The organism is Paenibacillus sp. FSL F4-0243 (genome assembly GCF_037963295.1).
In the GTDB taxonomy this organism is placed as follows: domain Bacteria; phylum Bacillota; class Bacilli; order Paenibacillales; family Paenibacillaceae; genus Paenibacillus_AQ.
In genome coordinates this window covers 4,123,666-4,141,637 of record NZ_CP150151.1, presented here as the reverse complement: position 1 = coordinate 4,141,637, position 17,972 = coordinate 4,123,666, and the positions used below count along the sequence as shown (strand labels likewise).

The following is a 17,972-nucleotide window of genomic DNA, read 5'->3' as shown; positions in this document are numbered from 1 at the left end:
GTTATCGATGTTTGATTTGCCCAAATAATAGAAGGCTTTAGCCCTGTTGCACTTCCAGAAATATCGATAACATGGATATATAGCCCGGAGGTATCCGGGATCATGTTGGAGGGAGTGCATTTATTTATGTTACATAATAAATTTTTTAATGCTCATCATTCACCGATCGGTGCATTTGCGAGTTTTACCTTAGGATTTAAAGGAGCTAGTGGTGGTTTCGATTTGGAGATGGCCAAACCTCCTAGACAGAATATATTCATAGGATTAGAACGCACTGATGGGAAAGGTTATGACACACTACCATTTCACGAGATTGGCGGAGATGACGAGAGCAAACGCTATGACATCGAGAATCCAGACCCCAATCCAGACAAGGAGAATATTCTGTTCCCTTTTCAAGATCGTGAGATTTCTAGAGATTTTCAAGTAGCTACAGACAGCTGGAGTGCGGGGGATCTGACCTTCCGGATTCTCTCGCCAGTTCGATCAGTACCAGATCCTGAAACTGCGTCTGTGGAAGAAATGAAGGAAGTGTTGCTGCCAGCAGTACTGGTTGAGCTAGAAGTGGATAACACCTCATCAGCTACCTCACGTCGCGCGTTCTTTGGTTTTCAGGGAACAGATGTGTATAGCGGAATGAGAAGACTGGATGATGTGTCATCTGAAATTACAGGCGTTGGACAAGGAAGATTTATTGCGATTGCTGCCGAGAAAGGCACTACAAAGTCCGCACTTCATTTCACGATGGAGGATATTCTAAGTGAAGAGCTTCAGGAAAATTGGACCTTTGGACTGGGTCGCGTGGGTGCTTTAATCATGGATGTTCCAGCCGGAGTAAAAGAAACGTACCGGTTTGCGATTTGTTTTCACCGTTCGGGTTATGTTACCTCTGGTATGGATGCTTCCTATTACTATAATCGCTATTTCAACAATGTTGAGGCAGTAGCCGAATATGCATTAGCTAAATTCGATGTTCTTAAACAAGCAGCGGAGAAAGGTAACGAGATGTTTAATCATGCAAACCTATCCGAAGATCAAACCTTTATGCTAGCGCATGCGATTCGTAGTTATTATGGTTCCACACAATTACTGGATAATAAAAATAAGCCGTTCTGGATCGTCAACGAAGGCGAATACCGGATGATGAATACCTTTGATCTGACCGTCGATCAGTTATTCTACGAGCTGCGTCTGAATCCTTGGACGGTTCGCAATGAGCTGGATATGTTCGTAGAAAGATTCAGCTATGAAGATACGGTACGTTTCCCTGGGGATGATACAGAGTATCCAGGTGGAATTAGCTTCACACATGATATGGGTGTAGCCAACGTAGTTTCACGTCCGGGCTATTCCTCCTATGAGTTATATGGCATTGATGGTTGCTTCTCTCATATGACACATGAACAATTGGTAAACTGGGTGCTGAGTGCGGCAACTTATCTTGAACACACAGGTGATCGGAGCTGGATGGAACGTAATCTGAGTATCTTGGAAAAGTGCTTGGATAGTATGTTAAATCGGGATCATCCAGATCCTGAGCAAAGAAACGGTGTTATGGCGCTAGATAGTTCACGTACGATGGGTGGAGCAGAGATTACTACCTATGATAGTCTGGATGTCTCTTTAGGTCAGGCTCGCAACAATATTTACTTGGCAGGAAAATGCTGGGCGGCTTACTTAGCTATGGAGAAAATATTTGCAGAGTATGAGCGTGCGGAGCTGTCCAAAACAGCAGGGGCAGGGGCAGAGAAATGCGCCGCAACGATGGTGGCAAGCGTTACAGCAGATGGATATATCCCGGCTGTGATTGGAGAAGGTAACGACTCCAAGATCATTCCGGCTATCGAGGGTCTTGTATTCCCATACTATACGGGTTGTAAGGAAGCTCTTGATCGCAATGGACGGTTCGCCGCATATATCGGCGCACTCGACAAGCATCTTCATGCGGTGTTGAAGCCGGGCGTTTGCTTATTTGATGACGGCGGTTGGAAAATCTCATCCACTAGCAATAACAGCTGGCTTAGCAAAATCTATCTCTCGCAGTTCATCGCCCGCAACATTCTGGGACTGGAATGGGATGAACGAGGAGCGGCAGCAGATCGCGCTCATGTGGCATGGCTTACCCATCCAGAATTATCGATCTTCAGCTGGAGTGATCAAATTATTTCCGGGGAGATTACAGGCAGTAAATATTATCCTCGTGGAGTAACAGCGATATTGTGGTTGGATGAGAAGTAGGAATTTGGAGTTTCATTGAATAAATGGCAAACGGACCTCTTATTAGGGGGGCGTTTGCTTTTTTTTTGTTAAATTATGAATTTCTTTTTTTGATTTATATTCCCAAAACTAGTACTATAGTATTAATTTGTAATTAATTCTAATAGGATGCGGAGCGGTGTATATGGTAAAAGTTACACGTACAAGGTTGCGACTAACAATTCGGAAAAAACTGCTCGTGATGTCACTCACACTACTAATTCTTCCCATCGGAATATTAGGAGCAGTTATTTATCAGATTTCAGTCAAAGAAACGAATCAGCTCATTGAGAGTAAACTGAGTTCAAGCGTAAATCTGGCTGTCGCCTTAATTGAGAATTTGGAAAATTCCGTTCAATCGGGACAGTTGACTGAAGTGGAAGCCCAAGAGCAAGTACGGACCTTACTACTTGGAAACAAAAATGAGGATGGTACTCGGCCTATTAATCAATCAATTGATTTGGGTCCAAACGGCTATTTCTTTATATTAGATAACAAGGGGGAACTGCTTGCTCATCCCAAACTAGAGGGAGATAATATTTGGGATAAACAAACCTCAAACGGTACTTTTTACATACAGGATTTGATTAAAGCAGCACAGAACGGTGGTGGAGCTACTTACTATAAATGGCCGCTACCTAAATCGGATGGTACTGGAAACGCTGTAGGAGAAGAAGCGTTGAAAATATCTTATGCTAAACTATCGCCCTCTTGGGGCTGGGTCGTAGCAGCAGGCTCTTATATGCAAGACTATAATACCGGGCAACAAACCATTCTAAAGGGAATTATTACTACATTGATTGTATGCGTTGTCATCGGAATCGCTGTAATATACATATTTGCACAACATATTTCAAGACCGATTGTACGCATAGCCCGTGAAGCTGAACGGATCGCTCAAGGGGATCTAAGCGGTAAAGCATTGACTGTGCGCAATCGGGATGAGATCGGACAGCTCGGAATCAGCTTTAATCAATTATCGGGTAATATTCGGCAATTAGTTGGGAATTTAACTATAAGCTCGGAGTTATTAGCTTCTTCCTCCAAACAGTTGTCTTCAACGTTAGGTGAAACCACAGCGGCACTTGTTCAGACTTCATCCTCAATGACTGAAGTGGCGAACAATAGTGAGAAACAAGCTTCCTCAACGCAGGAGACTTCCCAATCGATGGAGGAGATGGTAAAAGAGATTCAGCGAGTAGCTGAAGCCTCTACACATGCCTATCAGCTGTCGATGCAAACACTGGAAGAGGCTGATAAAGGAAACAGCCTTATCATTAACTCTTCCGAGCAAATGAACGCAGTAAGTAATACTGTTGATGATTTAGGGATCACCGTTACTAGTTTAAATGACCAGTCTCAACAAATAGGCACCATCGTCAGTACTATTAAAGGAATATCTGAGCAAACGAATTTATTAGCGCTTAATGCGGCAATTGAAGCTGCTCGATCAGGAGAACAAGGCAGGGGATTTGCAGTGGTAGCTAGTGAAGTCCGTAAGCTGGCAGGACAAACAAGTGAAGCCGCTGAAAGGGTTTCAGTCATGGTTGAAGAAATTATTACGAGTATAGGTCATGCCCATCATTCGATGAGTAAAGGCCAAAATGAAGTCGCAGCAGGGGTTCAAGCGATTGATGATACGGGTAAAGCATTTGAACGCATTTTGCAGGCCACCCGGACCATCGTAGATCAGGTGGAGCAATCCTCGACCGCTGCACAACAGATGTACACGGGCTCCGAACAAATATCTGCTGCGGTGATGGAGGTCGAGCAGGTTTCATTGCACTCAGCTTCGGCTGCACAGACTGTATCTGCTGCCACTCTGGAGCAGCTTGCATCTATGGAGGAAATTGCCGCATCTGCTCGCAAGCTCCAAGAGGGTTCAAATGAGATGCGTGCTTTAGTAAATCAGTTTAAATTGGAATAGATGTTCAGACTTAGAGTTACAGAAATAGAATATGTAAAATATTAAAGAGGGGGAGTAACCCCTCTTTTTTGCTGTTCTGATGTAAATAACCTTTTGAATACTAAGGGGAAATTAATATAGCTTTTACAGCTCATTAACGCGGAGCGTATACTGGCTTGCTATATTGAAGGGAAAAGGGGGATGAATATGAAAGAAATGGAAGAGTCGTCCTTTGCAGCTGCTCAGCCTGTCCTTGCAAGTGATACTTTTGGTTGGGATAAGCTTCAGGTTTCGCAATGGTATAGTCCGCAGCAAGCTTTCACCCCATCCTCGGAATCTAAATATTTAATAGGAATTCACTGCACAGCCTACTATGAAAACTACCACACCATTCATATTACCCCTTGTAATGAGAGCCTTCTTTGCCCTTGGGGCAGAACCTCGCTCTATTTTTTGAAAATAGAAATTACGCCAGCGGTACTCGAAGAGATTGCTCGTGAATCTGGTTATCTAAAGGAAGGTCATATCCAGTTGGACCGCAAATTTCATGTCAAGGATTCCAAGCTACTGCAATTAGGGCTTTGGATGCTGGAGGAATTACAGAATGGCGGTGCCAAAGGAAAAATATATAGCGAATCCTTATCCAACATGTTAATTATTCATTTGTTACAACACTATTCTTCAGTGATTCCCCAGCATTCAAACCGAAAAACGCCAGCCAATCAAGAAATATTTCAGGTCATTCAATTTATGCGTGAGCGTTTAGAAGATGAGATTCAACTGACTGATCTCGCTGGCATGGCTAATATGAGCCAGTCGCATTTTATTCGGATTTTTAAACAACAGACAGGATATACTCCCCATAATTATTTAATTCGCCTGAGAATCGAACGTTCTAAATTTCTTATTCGTTCCGGAAAAATTGGTTTGAAGGAAATTGCATCTCAGGTTGGTTTTGCCGATCAAGGTCATTTTACTAGATTATTCAAACGAGAAACCGGCCTAACCCCAAAGCTGTATGCGAATCAAAGCTCCTCCAAACCTAATCATATGATTTATTGATTTTATTCTTGCAAATGAGAGTTTTGTTCAAGGAAAGAAGTGTTTTGTTCAATTAGAGAGCTGTTGCCAGCTCCTATAATAAGGTTGAAGTAAGGCGCACAAATGCCGAACTACAACCTTATTAGGAGGAGAGAAAACATGAGATTAAAGAGATTATTCAGTCTGATTTGCGCGGGGGTACTTACGACCAGTTCTTTATCTTTAGTAGCATCTGCCACACCAGTCGGATCGGATAACCTAGTAAACACCGAGGTAGAAATCAGTGCAGAGTCAACTTCAGCTACAAATGCGGGAACTTGGCATGAAGTATCTAAGCAAACCTTCTGGTTACTTGATGCCCTGGAACGGGGACAAGGGGTGGCTACAGACGGGAATTCATGGATCTTTAATTCCTCGTATGGGCTCTTACGGACTGGACTTGATGGAAAATCCGTAAAAGCACGGAATGAATTGGCTATTCCACTGGAGATTGCCTCCCAAGGTGGAGACCATATCGGTGATATTTCCTACTATAACGGTAAAATATACGCTCCTATTGAAGACGGCAAAAACTATCAGCATCCTTACATCGCCCTCTATGATGTGAACACATTGAAATATACGGGTACATCCTATGCTTTACCGTTAAATCTGCATATTGGCGGTGTGCCTTGGGTAGCCGTTGATGCTGCTCGCGGTCAGGTCTACACAGCTCAGTGGAGTAATGCAAGCGTCTTGAATGTACTAAGTCTTGACGATATGCATGTGATCACAACCATTCCACTTTCCCAAAGTATTGATCGAATTCAAGGTGCCGAAGTGTACAACGGTGTTCTGTATGCTTCTACGGATAACGCAACCCAAACGGTTTATCAGATTGATCCGGAGACTGGAAACGTATCTGTTGCCTTTGATCGTAATCTGCCTAGTGGTACTGAAGCCCAAGGAATTGCTGTATTGCCTACCGCTGATGGTGCACAGCTCCATATTCTTGATGTAGGCTCGAATCGCATTAGTGTGAACTTTCGCCATTATGCATTTTAATTCAAATCCAAGCGAAAAAAGGGGCTAACAGAAATGCTAAAGCAAACCAAAACCATTCTAACACTGCTATCCGTCTCAATGCTGGCAGTAGCGGGCTGCGGACAATCTAATAACAGTACGGCAGAAGCCAAAGAAAATACCGCTCAACCCACAGCAATCGCTGCAACTCCGGAATCCACAGAGACTCCAACCGCTAAGCCAGTGGAGATTACATTTTATTATCCGGTTAATGTTGGTGGTCCCCTTACAAAAGTAATCGATGGGATGGCTAGTGCATTCATGGAGCAGCACCCGGAAATTAAGGTTAATCCCGTGTACACAGGTAATTACGGTGACAATACCGTGAAAATTCAAGCAGGTGTGCAGGCCAAACAGCCACCGGATGTCGCGGTCATGATGTCAACAGAGCTGTACAGTATGCTCGATATGAATGCAATCATTCCGCTGGATGATTTTATTGCAAAGGACACGGATATTCAGATGGCTGATTTTTATCCCGCCTTTGTAGAGGATACACAGTCTGAAGGTAAAACGTACAGCCTGCCTTTTCAGCGGAGCACGATTGTTATGTATTACAACAAAGAAATGTTCAAAGCCGCAGGACTTGATCCAGAGAAACCACCCACTACATGGGATGAGCTTGTAACCTATGCTAAGAAGCTGAACAAAGACGGTCACGTGGGGCTGGAAATTCCGGGCAATGATGATTCGTATTGGATGTTTCAAATGCTTGCACGGCAAAATGCTTCCGATCCGAAGCAAAACATAATGTCCTCCGATGGCAAAAAAGCGATGTTCGATACGCCGGAGAATGTGGAGGCATTGCAATTCTGGTTAGATTTGTCCCATAAATACAAGGCGATGCCGGAAGGTGTTATTGATTGGGCAACCGTTCCGACAGATTTCATTCAAGGCAAAACAGCCATGATGATGCATACAAGCGGTAACTTAACCAACGTAAAAAATAACGCGAAGTTCGAATTCGGCGTAGCGTTCCCACCCGCACAAAACCAATTTGGATCACCTACTGGAGGAGGTAACCTGTATATTTTCAAGGACACATCTCCTGAAAAACAAGCTGCAGCTTGGGAATTTGCCAAATATATGACGGCTTCAGAACAAGCTGCCCTCTTTAGCGGCTCATCCGGTTATGTTGGCGTAAGAAAATCTGCATACGATACAGATGCTATGAAGAAGTATACAGCGGATTTCCCGCAAGCATTGGTAGCGAGAGATCAATTGGAATATGCGTTCCGGGAATTGTCCACTCATAATCATGGTAAAGTATCGACGGCAATTACGAACCAGATTCAAGCGGCATTGGCAGGAGAGATTGATGCAGCAGGTGCACTTAAAAAGGCTCAAGCAGAAGCAGATCAGGCACTTGCTCCCTTCAATAAGTAAGCTTTGAGGTATGGAATACGCCAGGACGGCTCGATAGCTTGTTCTGGCGTCATTACTTTATTCATTAATCGTAGAAACCTTAATCATGGAAGGATTGAATGGTATGAATGCCGGATGGAGTGAGAGGCTTAGACGAAACGGATTCGGCTGGGGACTAGTGTTGCCTTCGCTGCTCTTTCTTTGCTTGTTTACTTATTACCCTATGTTTAAATCGTTCTGGCTTAGCTTTTATGAGAAAAATTTGGCGACTCCTGAGCCTCTGTTCGTCGGTTTTGACAATTACGCTAATCTATTGCACGACAATGTCTTTATGAAGGTGTTCAGTAACAATATATGGTTCGCCATTGGCACAGTACCCACTTCATTAGCTTTGGCTTTCTTGATGGCACTGTTTGCCGACAAGGCGATAAAAGGGCGGGGACTGGCACGTCTTTCATTTTTCTATCCGAATATGATCCCGATGATCGCTGTGGCGAACATCTGGTTGTTTCTGTATACCCCTCATTTTGGGCTCTTTGCCAGACTGGCTTCATGGATCGCGGATCAGCCTGTGAATTTTCTGGGAACACCTGATACGGTGATGGGCGCATTAGTCATCATGATGATTTGGAAAGAAGCCGGATATTTTATGATTTTTTATTTAGCAGGAATGCAGCAGATTCCCAAGGATTTATATGAAGCGGCTGCAGTAAGTGGAGTCGGTACATTCACTTCCATCCGCAGAATCACAATTCCGCTCACGATGCCGACTACGTTGTTCGTGGCTGTTGTGGCGATAACCAATTCTTTTAAGCTGGTAGACCATCTCTGGATTATGACAAAGGGCGGTCCGAATAATGCAAGTAATCTGCTGCTTTATTATATCTACGAGTCCACCTTTAATTTCTACGATCAAGGGATGGCCGCATCGATGACGGTGGTCATGATCGTGCTGCTGCTCCTGATTTCCTCTTTGCAGTTTTTTGGCTGGGATCGGAAAATCCATTATGAATAGGAGGTGGAATCCATGGAGGATAATCCACTAAAGCTACCCTTAGTATTAAGGCAGAATACACGCAAAGCTTTAGAAGAGGAGCGCATACTGAACTCCGAAAGAACGAAGCGCCGAATCCAGCAAATACTGTGGCATGCGGTTGGATTTACGTTTGCCGCGGCCTGGATCATTCCCTTCCTATGGGTGGTCAGAACGGCTTTTCTACCCAAAGACGTCGCTATTGATGCGGGATGGTCTTGGGACTTCACGTTTGAGAATTTGATTCATGTCTGGAATGGAGCGCCTTTTGGACGATTTTTAATGAATACATTGCTTGTGTGCGGTGTTGTGCTTGCTGTGCAACTCGTTACAATGACGATGGCTGCTTATGCGTTTGCACGGGTACGATTCGCCTTGAAAGATCTGTTATTCATGTTATTTTTGGTGCAAATTATGGTGCCGCCAGATGTACTTATCTTTTCCAACTATCAGGTGTTGAACGAAATGGGTCTGCTGGATACCAAGCTGGGGATTATGCTACCTTACTTTACCTCCTCCTTTGGAGTGTTTCTGTTAAGGCAATCCTTCAAGCAATTACCCTATGAGCTGGATGAAGCTGCCCGGGTGGAAGGCGCCTCACGCCTGCATATTCTTTCAAGAATCTATGTCCCACTGTCACGCCCGATTTATGTGTCCTTTGCGATCGTGTCGGTCAGCTTTCATTGGAATGATTTCTTGTGGCCCCTTATTGTAACCAATTCGGAGGAGAATCGCTTATTAACTGTAGGCTTGGCGATGTTCGCAAAAGCCACGGAATCTGGTGCACAATGGTCCGATGTTTGTGCGGCTACATTGATTGTGTCTGCACCCTTAATGATTGGATTTTTATTGTTCCAGCGGCAAGTGATAGGTAGTTTTATGAGCTCTGGCATTAAAGGTTAGGAGGAGGCATTTATGAGGCTGGCGATTATTGGGGACTTACATTACCCGGACGAATTGTTAAACAACAAGGTTATGATTAAAGAGGCACGAGATGCTTTTTACGAGCAATTTATGAATCTATTTTTGTCCATCCCAGCCGATTATCATATTTCCGTGGGAGATATGGTGCATGCAGGAGAATTTAGCGAATTTAATTATATCATGGGTAAGATTAAGGACAGCAAGCATTCTAGACGTTTTCTACATGTTCTTGGTAATCATGATACGTACACTTATCCTAAAGAAGAAATCCTTTCCGTCACCCGGCAGCAGCGATACAGTGTGATTGAAGAGACGAATGCAATCATTATTTTGCTGGATACCGCACGGGAAAATCGTGACGATTGGAGCGGAACACTTGATGATGAACAGCTGACTTGGCTCGAAGCACAAATGAAGCGGAAATCGGAAAAGCCTTTATTCGTCTTCGGTCATCATCCCTTGTATAATACGACGGCTAGATCAACTGAGCCAATGATGTCACTGGATCCCAGCTTAGATATTTGGCCGATATTGAAGCAATGGCAAGGTGTGGGTTTCTATTTCAACGGGCATAATCATGTGCATTCTATTGTCAGAAAAGAAAACTGGCATTTCATTCAAACAGCCTCCATCCTGGATATTCCTGCTGCTCGAATCCTTACTGTGCTTGAAGATGAAATCAGGTTAGAGATGGTGAATCTGGCAAGCGAGCAATTGAGTAAATGGTCTTCATTATTTACCTTCAGCATTTTTGATTATGAAAAATATCCGCAGGCTGAAGGGGAGACAAGAGATCAGGAGCTAATCATCAATCGACTTCAAATGGATAGAAAGCAGGTGGACCAGCAATGAATCGTCAGCCAGTAAGATTAGCGATCGTAGGTGGAAATCGTGGAGCCAGTTTTATGAATGCATTGTACTCTCTATCGGATCGGATACATCTGACCGCCACTTGTGATTTGAATGAGTGGGTGCTTAACCAATGGAAAGAGAAATTCCCGAAAATCCGAACGTATCGGGATTATCATGAAATGTTAAAAGATTCGGCAATAGATGCGGTGTTTATCTTAAGCCCCATGCATTTGCATGCCAGACAATCTATTGATGCTTTAAATGCGGGTAAGCATGTCCTAAGCGAAGTGATTTCGATCCAATCTTTAGAGGAAGCTTGGGAGCTTATCGAAACTGTTGAACAAACTGGACTTAAATATATGATGTCTGAAAATTACTGCTTCTCGCGCTCCAATCTGACGATTAAACATATGGCGGATCAAGGCATGTTCGGTGAAATTACTTATCTGGAAGGCGGATATATCCATGATTTGCGTCATTTGACTCATCATCCGGATGGTTCTCTGACTTGGCGGGGGCAATTACATCAGCAGTATAACGGGATCAATTATCCGACACATTCTATTGGTCCAGTTGCGCAATGGATTAACCTCAATAAGCCTGAGGGGGATCGATTAAAAAGCGTCTCGTCTTTTGTTTCCAAATCTAGATCCTTACAATATTATTTCGGAGAGCATTATGGAAAAGATCACCCAGCAGCACGGGAGGGATTCTGGCGGCAAGGGGATAGCGCGGTCGCGGTCATTCAAACGGAAAAGGGTGTACTGATTGAACTGCGTGTAGACTGGTCCTCCGTTAGACCGCATAATAAAACTCATTATTTACTGCAAGGAACTGAGGGAGCGTATATTACGGGCCGCCATCAGTACGAAGAGGATTTGATCTGGTTCAAGAATCTCTCGCCCAAAAATATAGCGGATGGAGAGGAAATGTGGGAGCCTTTAAGCAGTTATCAACCACTCTATGATCACCCGACATGGATGAAATGGGGCGAATATGCCGCTGGGACGAAACATGGCGGAGGCGATTTTATGGTGCTTGAAGAATTTATTTCTGCTATTCAGGAGGATCGAACCCCTTCGGTGGACGTATATGATGCCGTTACTTGGAGCTCTGTGTTTACATTGTCTATGGAATCTGTAGAGAATGGTGGAAAAGCAATAGCCTTTCCTGATTTTAGAACGAGAGTGAGGAATTGACGGTGGATCAGGCCCTTTCCAAACTTGTGATGAAAAAAGAAATACTGTCCGACTTGCCTGTTTTTCTCTGTCCTACCGGGTATCTAATTCGTCATTTCGAGCCGGATGATGAACGGAACTGGGAAGAGCTTATACGCCATTCTTTTACAAGGGAAGTTAAATTTGCTCATAAAATCAGTGATCATGTACCCTTGTATTCGGATCGCTTGTTGTTCATTTGCCGCGGGGATCAACCTGTAGCTACTGCTACGGCCTGGGAGTCGGGTAGTGATGACAATAAGAACTGGTACTTGCACATGGTTGGAGTGCTTCCAGAATATTCTGGTAAAGGTCTCGGCTATGCTGTGAGTCTAGCTGTCTTGCACAAAATAAGAGATTCAGGGGGAACGGCGGCATGTTTAGAAACTGATGATTTCAGACTGCCTGCCATCCGCATTTATTTGAAATTAGGATTTCAGCCTGTGTACTTGGATGAAAGCCATCCTGGAAGATGGGAACGAATCCTGCAAAGGCTTTGAATTTGTTGATAATTAGGGGGGCTTCATGCCCCTTTATTCATGTTGGAGTTTCAGAAGGGGCCGCATCGAAAAATTATGTTGTCGTTAAGAATTATTCCTGCTATAGTCATACTGACTTATTAAATGCATTTAATAAGTCAGTATGACTATAGGTGGGAGAGCCATGTCAAGTGATAAAAGACTTCCTTCACAGCAACTCAAATCTGAAATTATTCGAAATATTCGAACAGCATTATTAGAATTAGGAAGGGCTACGAAGGCGGAGTTAAGTCAAAGATTACAATACAGTTTTCCAACGATCAGTAAATTTCTAATGCAGATGGAAGAGACTGGGGAAGTAACGATCATTGGCCTTGATGAGTCTAGTGGTGGAAGAAGGGCAATAAGATACGCCTATAATCCGAATTACCGATTAGGGATGGCTATTTTTTTGGAAAAAAATGAAACAAACTATACGATCTATAATTGCATTGGCAATGTTGTAAAAGAAGGGAATTTACCTAGTATTCTTGAGGAAGACGTTAGTACACTGGTCTCGCTTATCGAAGGTGAAAAAAAGGCTAATCCTAAGATTCAATCTGTAGCGATTGGTGTTCCAGGCGCGGTGAAACAGGGGAAGATTTTTCTGATCCCAGGTTATGCGAAATATCAGAATCTAGATTTAAAAAGATGTATAGAAGATCAGCTCTCTATCCCGACAATCGTGGAAAATGATATGAATGCCGCTGTAATCGGTTATATGGCGCAAAAAAATTTGAAGGAGAATATTTCTTTGATGTATCTGTATTTAGGGAAAAACGGACCGGGAGCTGGGATAGCCGTTAATGGTGAAATTGTTCGGGGAAAGACGTTTTTTTCAGGGGAAGTTCAATACATGCCCCAGTATGACAATAGAAATTTCATAGAAGCATTAACTGGAGATCAGGGTGGATCAAGCATGCAGCCGGATCATAAAGTAGATGCGATTAGTCGGTTAGTGGCTACTATGACCTCTATTTTGAATCCGCATTATATTATTTTTTGTGAGGATGAATTAGCTCCAGCTATGCTTAATCAAATCGCCGATCGAACTGCTACATACGTTCCTAAGGAACATCTTCCGGAATTAGCGGTAAGTGACTTGAAGCGTGATTATCTGAATGGATTACAAAGTCTTGGATTAGGTTTATTAGTTTCACAACAAATAGATTAGAACCCTTAAGGAGATAACGATGGCTACTTTTTTTCTTATTATTATTTATTTAGCATTTATTAGTTTAGGACTACCAGATTCATTGCTTGGATCCGCATGGCCGGTAATGAGATTAGATCTAAATGCCTCATTAGGTACTGCTGGTATCCTTTCGATGGTTATTGCAGTAGGCACAATTGTCTCCAGTTTGATGAGTGGTACAATCCTTAAACGTTTTGGTACGGGGAAAGTGACCCTTGTAAGCTGTATTATGACGGCTGTAGCTTTATTTGGTTTTGCATGGTCACCTTCGTTAGTATGGCTAATTGTTGCTGCGATTCCACTCGGTTTAGGTGCGGGATCTGTAGATGCCGGATTAAACAGTTATGTTGCTACGCACTATAAAGCCCATCATATGAGCTGGTTACATTGTTTCTGGGGAGTGGGCGCGACGCTGGGTCCGATTATTATGGGTTCTTTTATCTCTGGTGAAGGTCTTTGGCGAGAAGGTTATCTTACGGTTGCTTATATTCAATTGAGCTTAGTTGTAATTCTCTTCGTTACGCTGCCTTTATGGGATAGAGTGGCTGGAAACAATAGCAACCTGAACGCTGATAGCGAACATGAGCTCAATCATCCGGAGCTAGAGCAAGCTGCTGAGAACACAAAACCTTGGAAACTAAGAGGGGTTAAGCTTGCGATGTTAACCTTCTTATTTTATTCTGCCATCGAAACGAGTATGGGGTTATGGGGGAGCAGCTTTCTAGTAAATATCAAAGACATCCATGCATCCACTGCAGCGACATGGGTATCGGTATTTTATCTAGGGATTACCTTCGGCAGAATGGTGACGGGCTTCATTACGTTTAGAATGAGTAATAAGCAGCTAATACGATATGGCCAGCTCATTGCTTTAATCGGTACAGTGCTCTTAGTATTACCGCTTCCAACGATAGTTTCGCTGGTAGGGTTTATGATTATCGGTCTGGGTTTAGCCCCTATTTTCCCATGTATGCTACATGAAACCCCTGTACGATTCGGGAAGAAGCATGCTCAGTCAATTATGGGCTTTCAGATGGCAACAGCTTATACCGGTACCACGCTGGTACCGCCATTTATCGGTTTACTGGCCTCGAATTTTACGTTGGGTATTTTTCCTGCGATGATCGTTTTTTTCGCTATCGTCATGCTTTTATGTACAGAAAAGCTTAATAAATACTCAGCTAAAGTAAATGTAGGTTAAATTTGAAATGAATATATTACGGACTAACCCCTCATATATATAGATGTAGAAGGGGGGGAACCGTAATGTGGTTGTTAATGGTTATAGGCGTTGGATGTCTCTCCGGTTTTATTTTGTTCAGAAAAAATACCTTGAGCACTTATCACGAGCCTAATCAAGGACCGGAGAAATTGTCCATTATCATTCCTGCAAGGAATGAAGAATATAATTTGCGTTATCTGCTCGATTCACTTCAGTCTCAGACCCTTACACCCTATGAAATTATTGTGGTGGATGACTTCTCAGAGGATCGGACCAAAGAAATTGCCGAAAGCTATGGGGTTAAGGTTATTGTGAACAGCAGTCTCCCTGAGGGGTGGACGGGTAAGAGCTGGGCAGTATGGAATGGATATTTACAGGCCTCGGGCGATATTTTTGCTTTTTTGGATGCGGATATCCGATTAAAGCCTAACGCCTTGGCTTCATTATTAAAAGCAAGGGAGCTATCGAAAGGCGTCATTTCGGTAGTTCCTTTTCATCATACAGAAAAGCTGTTTGAGAAGCTCGCCCTAATCATGAATATGCTGGGGATCTTCACGTTCACCTCGATCTTTGAAAGGAATAACGCGAAAAAAGGGCTGTACGGCTCGTGTATTCTAGCATTAAGGCAGGATTATGAAAAAGTTAATGGCCATCAAAGCATTAGATCTGAAGTGCTGGATGATTTGTCTTTAGGAGAAAAATTTATTGCGGCAGGTGTTCCGATCACCAATTATATCGGGTATGGCTTAGTATCGTTTCGCATGTATCCGAAGGGAATCAAAAGTGAAATTGAAGGGTTCAGTAAAGGGGCTGTCTTAAGCACTTCAACGATAAGTCCGCGAACAATTATTCCAATCGCGCTTTGGGTGATCGGACTCATCATCTCAGAAACCGTGTTTATTTTTGCGAATACTTCATGGTTTATGCCTTTATTGATCGGTTATCTCCTTTATATGTTCCAGCTCTTTTATTTTATAAAATATGTAGGTGTATTTGGCATCGTTATTCCTGTATTTCACGTGGTAGCAACTGTTTTCTTTATCTTGATCATGCTGTATTCGATTTATCAGGTTGTTTTTCTGAGGCATGTAAGCTGGAAAGGAAGGCATATCCAGGTGGGAGGCCATAGGGACTAATGATCATATTGTGGGTCGCGGGTTTATTTTTGTCGGGATCTCTTATGTTTTCCTATTGGCTTGGTCTAGCGCGTAAAAAGAACCTGAAAAACATTGGCGACGGTAATCCGGGGGCTTTGAATCTATGGAAGTCGTCAGGCTATAAATTCGGCATTTTGGGGATTATATTGGATTTTTTAAAAGGGTATCTACCTCTTCTATGGGTAATGGGAAGTCATTATAGTCAGGGGTATTTCATTATTCCGTTAGCCTTAGCTCCCATTGCGGGTCATGCCTTCTCTCCCTTTCTTAAAGGAAAAGGTGGGAAGGCAATTGCCGTAACCTTTGGGGTATGGAGTGCATTTACAGGATTCAAAGCTTCTTTAGCGCTAGCAGTCATTTTAGCAGTGCTGAAAATGCTCAGCAGTGGGTTCAAAAGCAGAGGAAATTCACCTGTATCGGATGGTGTGCAAGTAGTTAGCGGAATGCTGCTTCTTTCCGTTTTTTTGTACATTAGTAAATGGTCTGCTCCTATCTTGTGGGTATGGTTTGGAAGTTTTGTGATCCTTGTGTATACGCACAGGTTAGAATTGGCAGTGTGGGTGAGGAAGTATTCATCAAGGAAACGAAAAGGAACATAATATAGGCTTGGTATAAACGAGGGTGTCCCAGCAGCTATCGCATAGCTGTTGAGACACCCTTGTTTGGTGAAGCAGTAGCTTCATCTTTTCTAATATTAGTGTTCTATGATTGAGGATTTACGTTTTGACGCAGCACGGATAATAAACGCAGAAGCTAACAGAAGGATTGTGGCAGTGGCAAGGACAACAATAAAAGACTTATCAAAAGCTGATTGTGCGGCTTCAACGAGCGCGGATCCAGCAGCAGTAGGCATATTTTCTGCGGCTAGAAGAGCCTCGTCAAGGCTGTCGCGAACGATCGGCGGGACTGTTAGTTCATCAGGGAGAACTAATGATGCTGTATAGATGAATGACGAAAGACTGCCCAGAAGTGTAATACTTAGGGCGCTGCCGAGTTCGAACGATACTTCCTCTATAGATGCGGCCATGCCAGCTTTTTCGACGGGGACATTTAGCATGATTGAATTTGAGGCGGCAGTCATGGCTCCCCCAAGACCTGCACCCAGAATCATTAAGGCTGCGAATTGTAACAATATATTTCCATCATGGAAGAGTAGAAGGGTGCCCATTCCTATACCTGACACTAACAGACAGACCCACTGTACTTTTACTTTGTCCACTCGATGCAACACAAGTCCGATGAGTATCCCTGAGATGAAGGACGCTATCGAAGTGAATACAACGTACAAGCCTGCTTCCAACGGTGTATATCCAAGAACAAGCTGGAGCCGTTGAGTCACGATCAATTCCATTCCAATAAGTGCAAAACAAGACAATAGAGCTGTAGCCACTCCAGTAGTAAAGTGGGAGTCTCTAAATAGTGCAAAATCTATTAATGGATTCTGGCTCTTACGTTGATGGCGCATAAATATGATCATAGCTACGACACCAATCACGGCAGATAACACAGCGATGGAAATTGAACCTTCACGTCTGCTGATCTCCTTAACTGCATAAACAAGGGCAACCAGACCAATCATAATTTGAACGGAACCAATGAAATCCCATTTCTTATTCTTATTCCCATTAAGATTTGGGATTAGTAAGATGGCCAAGATCAGTGCAAGAATAACTATAGGAATATTGATGAGGAACACCGATCCCCACCAGAAATGCTCCAGTAAAAAACCACCAACGAGTGGACCCATTCCTGCTCCCACAGAGGAGACAGATGCCCAAATACCTACGGCTAGTGAACGCTCACGCTCATCCGAAAAGGTAGTTCGAATAATGGAGAGTGTTGCGGGCATCATCATGGCTGCACCAATAGCTAGTAGGGTACGCGCAGCAATAAGCACGAGAGGTGTCGGCGCGTAGGCGGCGATTAATGAAGCCAACCCAAAGATAGTAAGTCCCATAACGAAGAGTTTTTTATGCCCAAGACGATCGCCTAGTGTGCCAAGACCGAGTAATAATCCTGCCATTACAAGTGGATAAATATTTACGATCCATAGTTTTTCCGATGCAGAAGCAGCAAGATCATGAGTAAGTCGTGGTAGAACCGAATAAAGTACGGTCATATCGATGACGATCATAAAGAGTGCGCTGGACACAATCGCCAGCACGATCCAGCGTTGAAATTTAGATAGATTTGATGAAAACATAGGTAATCCTCCTAAGATGAT

The 17,972-nt window shown here is 43.3% G+C and carries 15 protein-coding genes; 14 read left to right on the top strand and 1 reads right to left on the bottom strand.

Annotated features, from left to right (window positions below; translation table 11 throughout):
* Window positions 1-126 precede the first annotated feature (126 nt).
* From NSS87_RS18285 to NSS87_RS18220, 14 genes are all read left to right on the top strand, one after another.
* On the top strand, window positions 127-2,238 hold the full coding sequence (locus NSS87_RS18285) for a glycoside hydrolase family 52 protein (RefSeq protein WP_339241891.1): 2,112 nt from the start codon (window positions 127-129) through the stop codon (window positions 2,236-2,238).
* Between the two features lie 163 nt (window positions 2,239-2,401).
* Window positions 2,402-4,183, top strand: coding sequence for a methyl-accepting chemotaxis protein (locus tag NSS87_RS18280; protein ID WP_339241889.1), 1,782 nt, complete (start codon window positions 2,402-2,404; stop codon window positions 4,181-4,183).
* Between the two features lie 186 nt (window positions 4,184-4,369).
* Window positions 4,370-5,224 (top strand): AraC family transcriptional regulator, encoded by an 855-nt coding sequence (locus tag NSS87_RS18275; RefSeq protein ID WP_339241887.1) that lies wholly within the window; start codon window positions 4,370-4,372, stop codon window positions 5,222-5,224.
* 138 nt (window positions 5,225-5,362) lie between these two features.
* The gene (locus NSS87_RS18270) at window positions 5,363-6,247 is read left to right on the top strand and encodes a hypothetical protein (RefSeq protein ID WP_339241885.1); all 885 of its coding nucleotides are present in this window, start codon (window positions 5,363-5,365) and stop codon (window positions 6,245-6,247) included.
* 33 nt (window positions 6,248-6,280) lie between these two features.
* On the top strand, window positions 6,281-7,651 hold the full coding sequence (locus NSS87_RS18265) for an ABC transporter substrate-binding protein (protein WP_339241883.1): 1,371 nt from the start codon (window positions 6,281-6,283) through the stop codon (window positions 7,649-7,651).
* Between the two features lie 103 nt (window positions 7,652-7,754).
* Complete coding sequence (locus NSS87_RS18260) at window positions 7,755-8,645, top strand: sugar ABC transporter permease (RefSeq protein WP_339241881.1); 891 nt, start codon at window positions 7,755-7,757, stop codon at window positions 8,643-8,645.
* 12 nt (window positions 8,646-8,657) lie between these two features.
* The gene (locus tag NSS87_RS18255) at window positions 8,658-9,566 is read left to right on the top strand and encodes a carbohydrate ABC transporter permease (RefSeq protein WP_339241879.1); all 909 of its coding nucleotides are present in this window, start codon (window positions 8,658-8,660) and stop codon (window positions 9,564-9,566) included.
* A gap of 12 nt (window positions 9,567-9,578) precedes the next feature.
* A complete protein-coding gene (locus NSS87_RS18250; RefSeq protein ID WP_339241877.1) occupies window positions 9,579-10,439 on the top strand; it encodes a metallophosphoesterase family protein in 861 nt (286 codons plus the stop codon).
* On the top strand, window positions 10,436-11,638 hold the full coding sequence (locus NSS87_RS18245) for a Gfo/Idh/MocA family oxidoreductase (RefSeq protein ID WP_339241875.1): 1,203 nt from the start codon (window positions 10,436-10,438) through the stop codon (window positions 11,636-11,638). Before NSS87_RS18250 ends, NSS87_RS18245 begins: the two co-directional genes overlap by 4 nt.
* Before the next feature lie 2 nt (window positions 11,639-11,640).
* The gene (locus NSS87_RS18240) at window positions 11,641-12,156 is read left to right on the top strand and encodes a GNAT family N-acetyltransferase (protein WP_339248615.1); all 516 of its coding nucleotides are present in this window, start codon (window positions 11,641-11,643) and stop codon (window positions 12,154-12,156) included.
* A gap of 163 nt (window positions 12,157-12,319) precedes the next feature.
* Window positions 12,320-13,348, top strand: a complete 1,029-nt coding sequence (locus NSS87_RS18235; RefSeq protein WP_339241873.1) for an ROK family protein — start codon at window positions 12,320-12,322, stop codon at window positions 13,346-13,348.
* 19 nt (window positions 13,349-13,367) lie between these two features.
* A complete protein-coding gene (locus NSS87_RS18230) occupies window positions 13,368-14,570 on the top strand; it encodes an MFS transporter (RefSeq protein ID WP_339241871.1) in 1,203 nt (400 codons plus the stop codon).
* A gap of 65 nt (window positions 14,571-14,635) precedes the next feature.
* On the top strand, window positions 14,636-15,727 hold the full coding sequence (locus NSS87_RS18225) for a glycosyltransferase family 2 protein (protein WP_339241870.1): 1,092 nt from the start codon (window positions 14,636-14,638) through the stop codon (window positions 15,725-15,727).
* Window positions 15,727-16,347, top strand: coding sequence for a glycerol-3-phosphate acyltransferase (locus tag NSS87_RS18220; protein ID WP_339241868.1), 621 nt, complete (start codon window positions 15,727-15,729; stop codon window positions 16,345-16,347). The genes NSS87_RS18225 and NSS87_RS18220 overlap by 1 nt, the downstream gene beginning before the upstream one ends.
* 95 nt (window positions 16,348-16,442) lie before the next feature.
* Here the strand turns inward: NSS87_RS18220 and NSS87_RS18215 are convergent, their stop codons facing one another.
* Window positions 16,443-17,951: an MFS transporter gene (locus NSS87_RS18215; RefSeq protein WP_339241866.1), complete on the bottom strand. Its 1,509-nt coding sequence runs from the start codon at window positions 17,949-17,951 to the stop codon at window positions 16,443-16,445.
* Window positions 17,952-17,972: the final 21 nt, after the last annotated feature.

Excerpts from the sequence above, each read along its gene's own strand:
- NSS87_RS18285 (WP_339241891.1), top strand. The coding sequence starts at position 127 with ATGTTACATAATAAATTTTTTAATGCTCATCATTCACCGATCGGTGCA.
- NSS87_RS18280 (WP_339241889.1), top strand. The coding sequence starts at position 2,402 with ATGGTAAAAGTTACACGTACAAGGTTGCGACTAACAATTCGGAAAAAA.
- NSS87_RS18275 (WP_339241887.1), top strand. The coding sequence starts at position 4,370 with ATGAAAGAAATGGAAGAGTCGTCCTTTGCAGCTGCTCAGCCTGTCCTT.
- NSS87_RS18270 (WP_339241885.1), top strand. The coding sequence starts at position 5,363 with ATGAGATTAAAGAGATTATTCAGTCTGATTTGCGCGGGGGTACTTACG.
- NSS87_RS18265 (WP_339241883.1), top strand. The coding sequence starts at position 6,281 with ATGCTAAAGCAAACCAAAACCATTCTAACACTGCTATCCGTCTCAATG.
- NSS87_RS18260 (WP_339241881.1), top strand. The coding sequence starts at position 7,755 with ATGAATGCCGGATGGAGTGAGAGGCTTAGACGAAACGGATTCGGCTGG.
- NSS87_RS18255 (WP_339241879.1), top strand. The coding sequence starts at position 8,658 with ATGGAGGATAATCCACTAAAGCTACCCTTAGTATTAAGGCAGAATACA.
- NSS87_RS18250 (WP_339241877.1), top strand. The coding sequence starts at position 9,579 with ATGAGGCTGGCGATTATTGGGGACTTACATTACCCGGACGAATTGTTA.
- NSS87_RS18245 (WP_339241875.1), top strand. The coding sequence starts at position 10,436 with ATGAATCGTCAGCCAGTAAGATTAGCGATCGTAGGTGGAAATCGTGGA.
- NSS87_RS18235 (WP_339241873.1), top strand. The coding sequence starts at position 12,320 with ATGTCAAGTGATAAAAGACTTCCTTCACAGCAACTCAAATCTGAAATT.
- NSS87_RS18230 (WP_339241871.1), top strand. The coding sequence starts at position 13,368 with ATGGCTACTTTTTTTCTTATTATTATTTATTTAGCATTTATTAGTTTA.
- NSS87_RS18225 (WP_339241870.1), top strand. The coding sequence starts at position 14,636 with ATGTGGTTGTTAATGGTTATAGGCGTTGGATGTCTCTCCGGTTTTATT.
- NSS87_RS18220 (WP_339241868.1), top strand. The coding sequence starts at position 15,727 with ATGATCATATTGTGGGTCGCGGGTTTATTTTTGTCGGGATCTCTTATG.
- NSS87_RS18215 (WP_339241866.1), bottom strand. The coding sequence starts at position 17,951 with ATGTTTTCATCAAATCTATCTAAATTTCAACGCTGGATCGTGCTGGCG.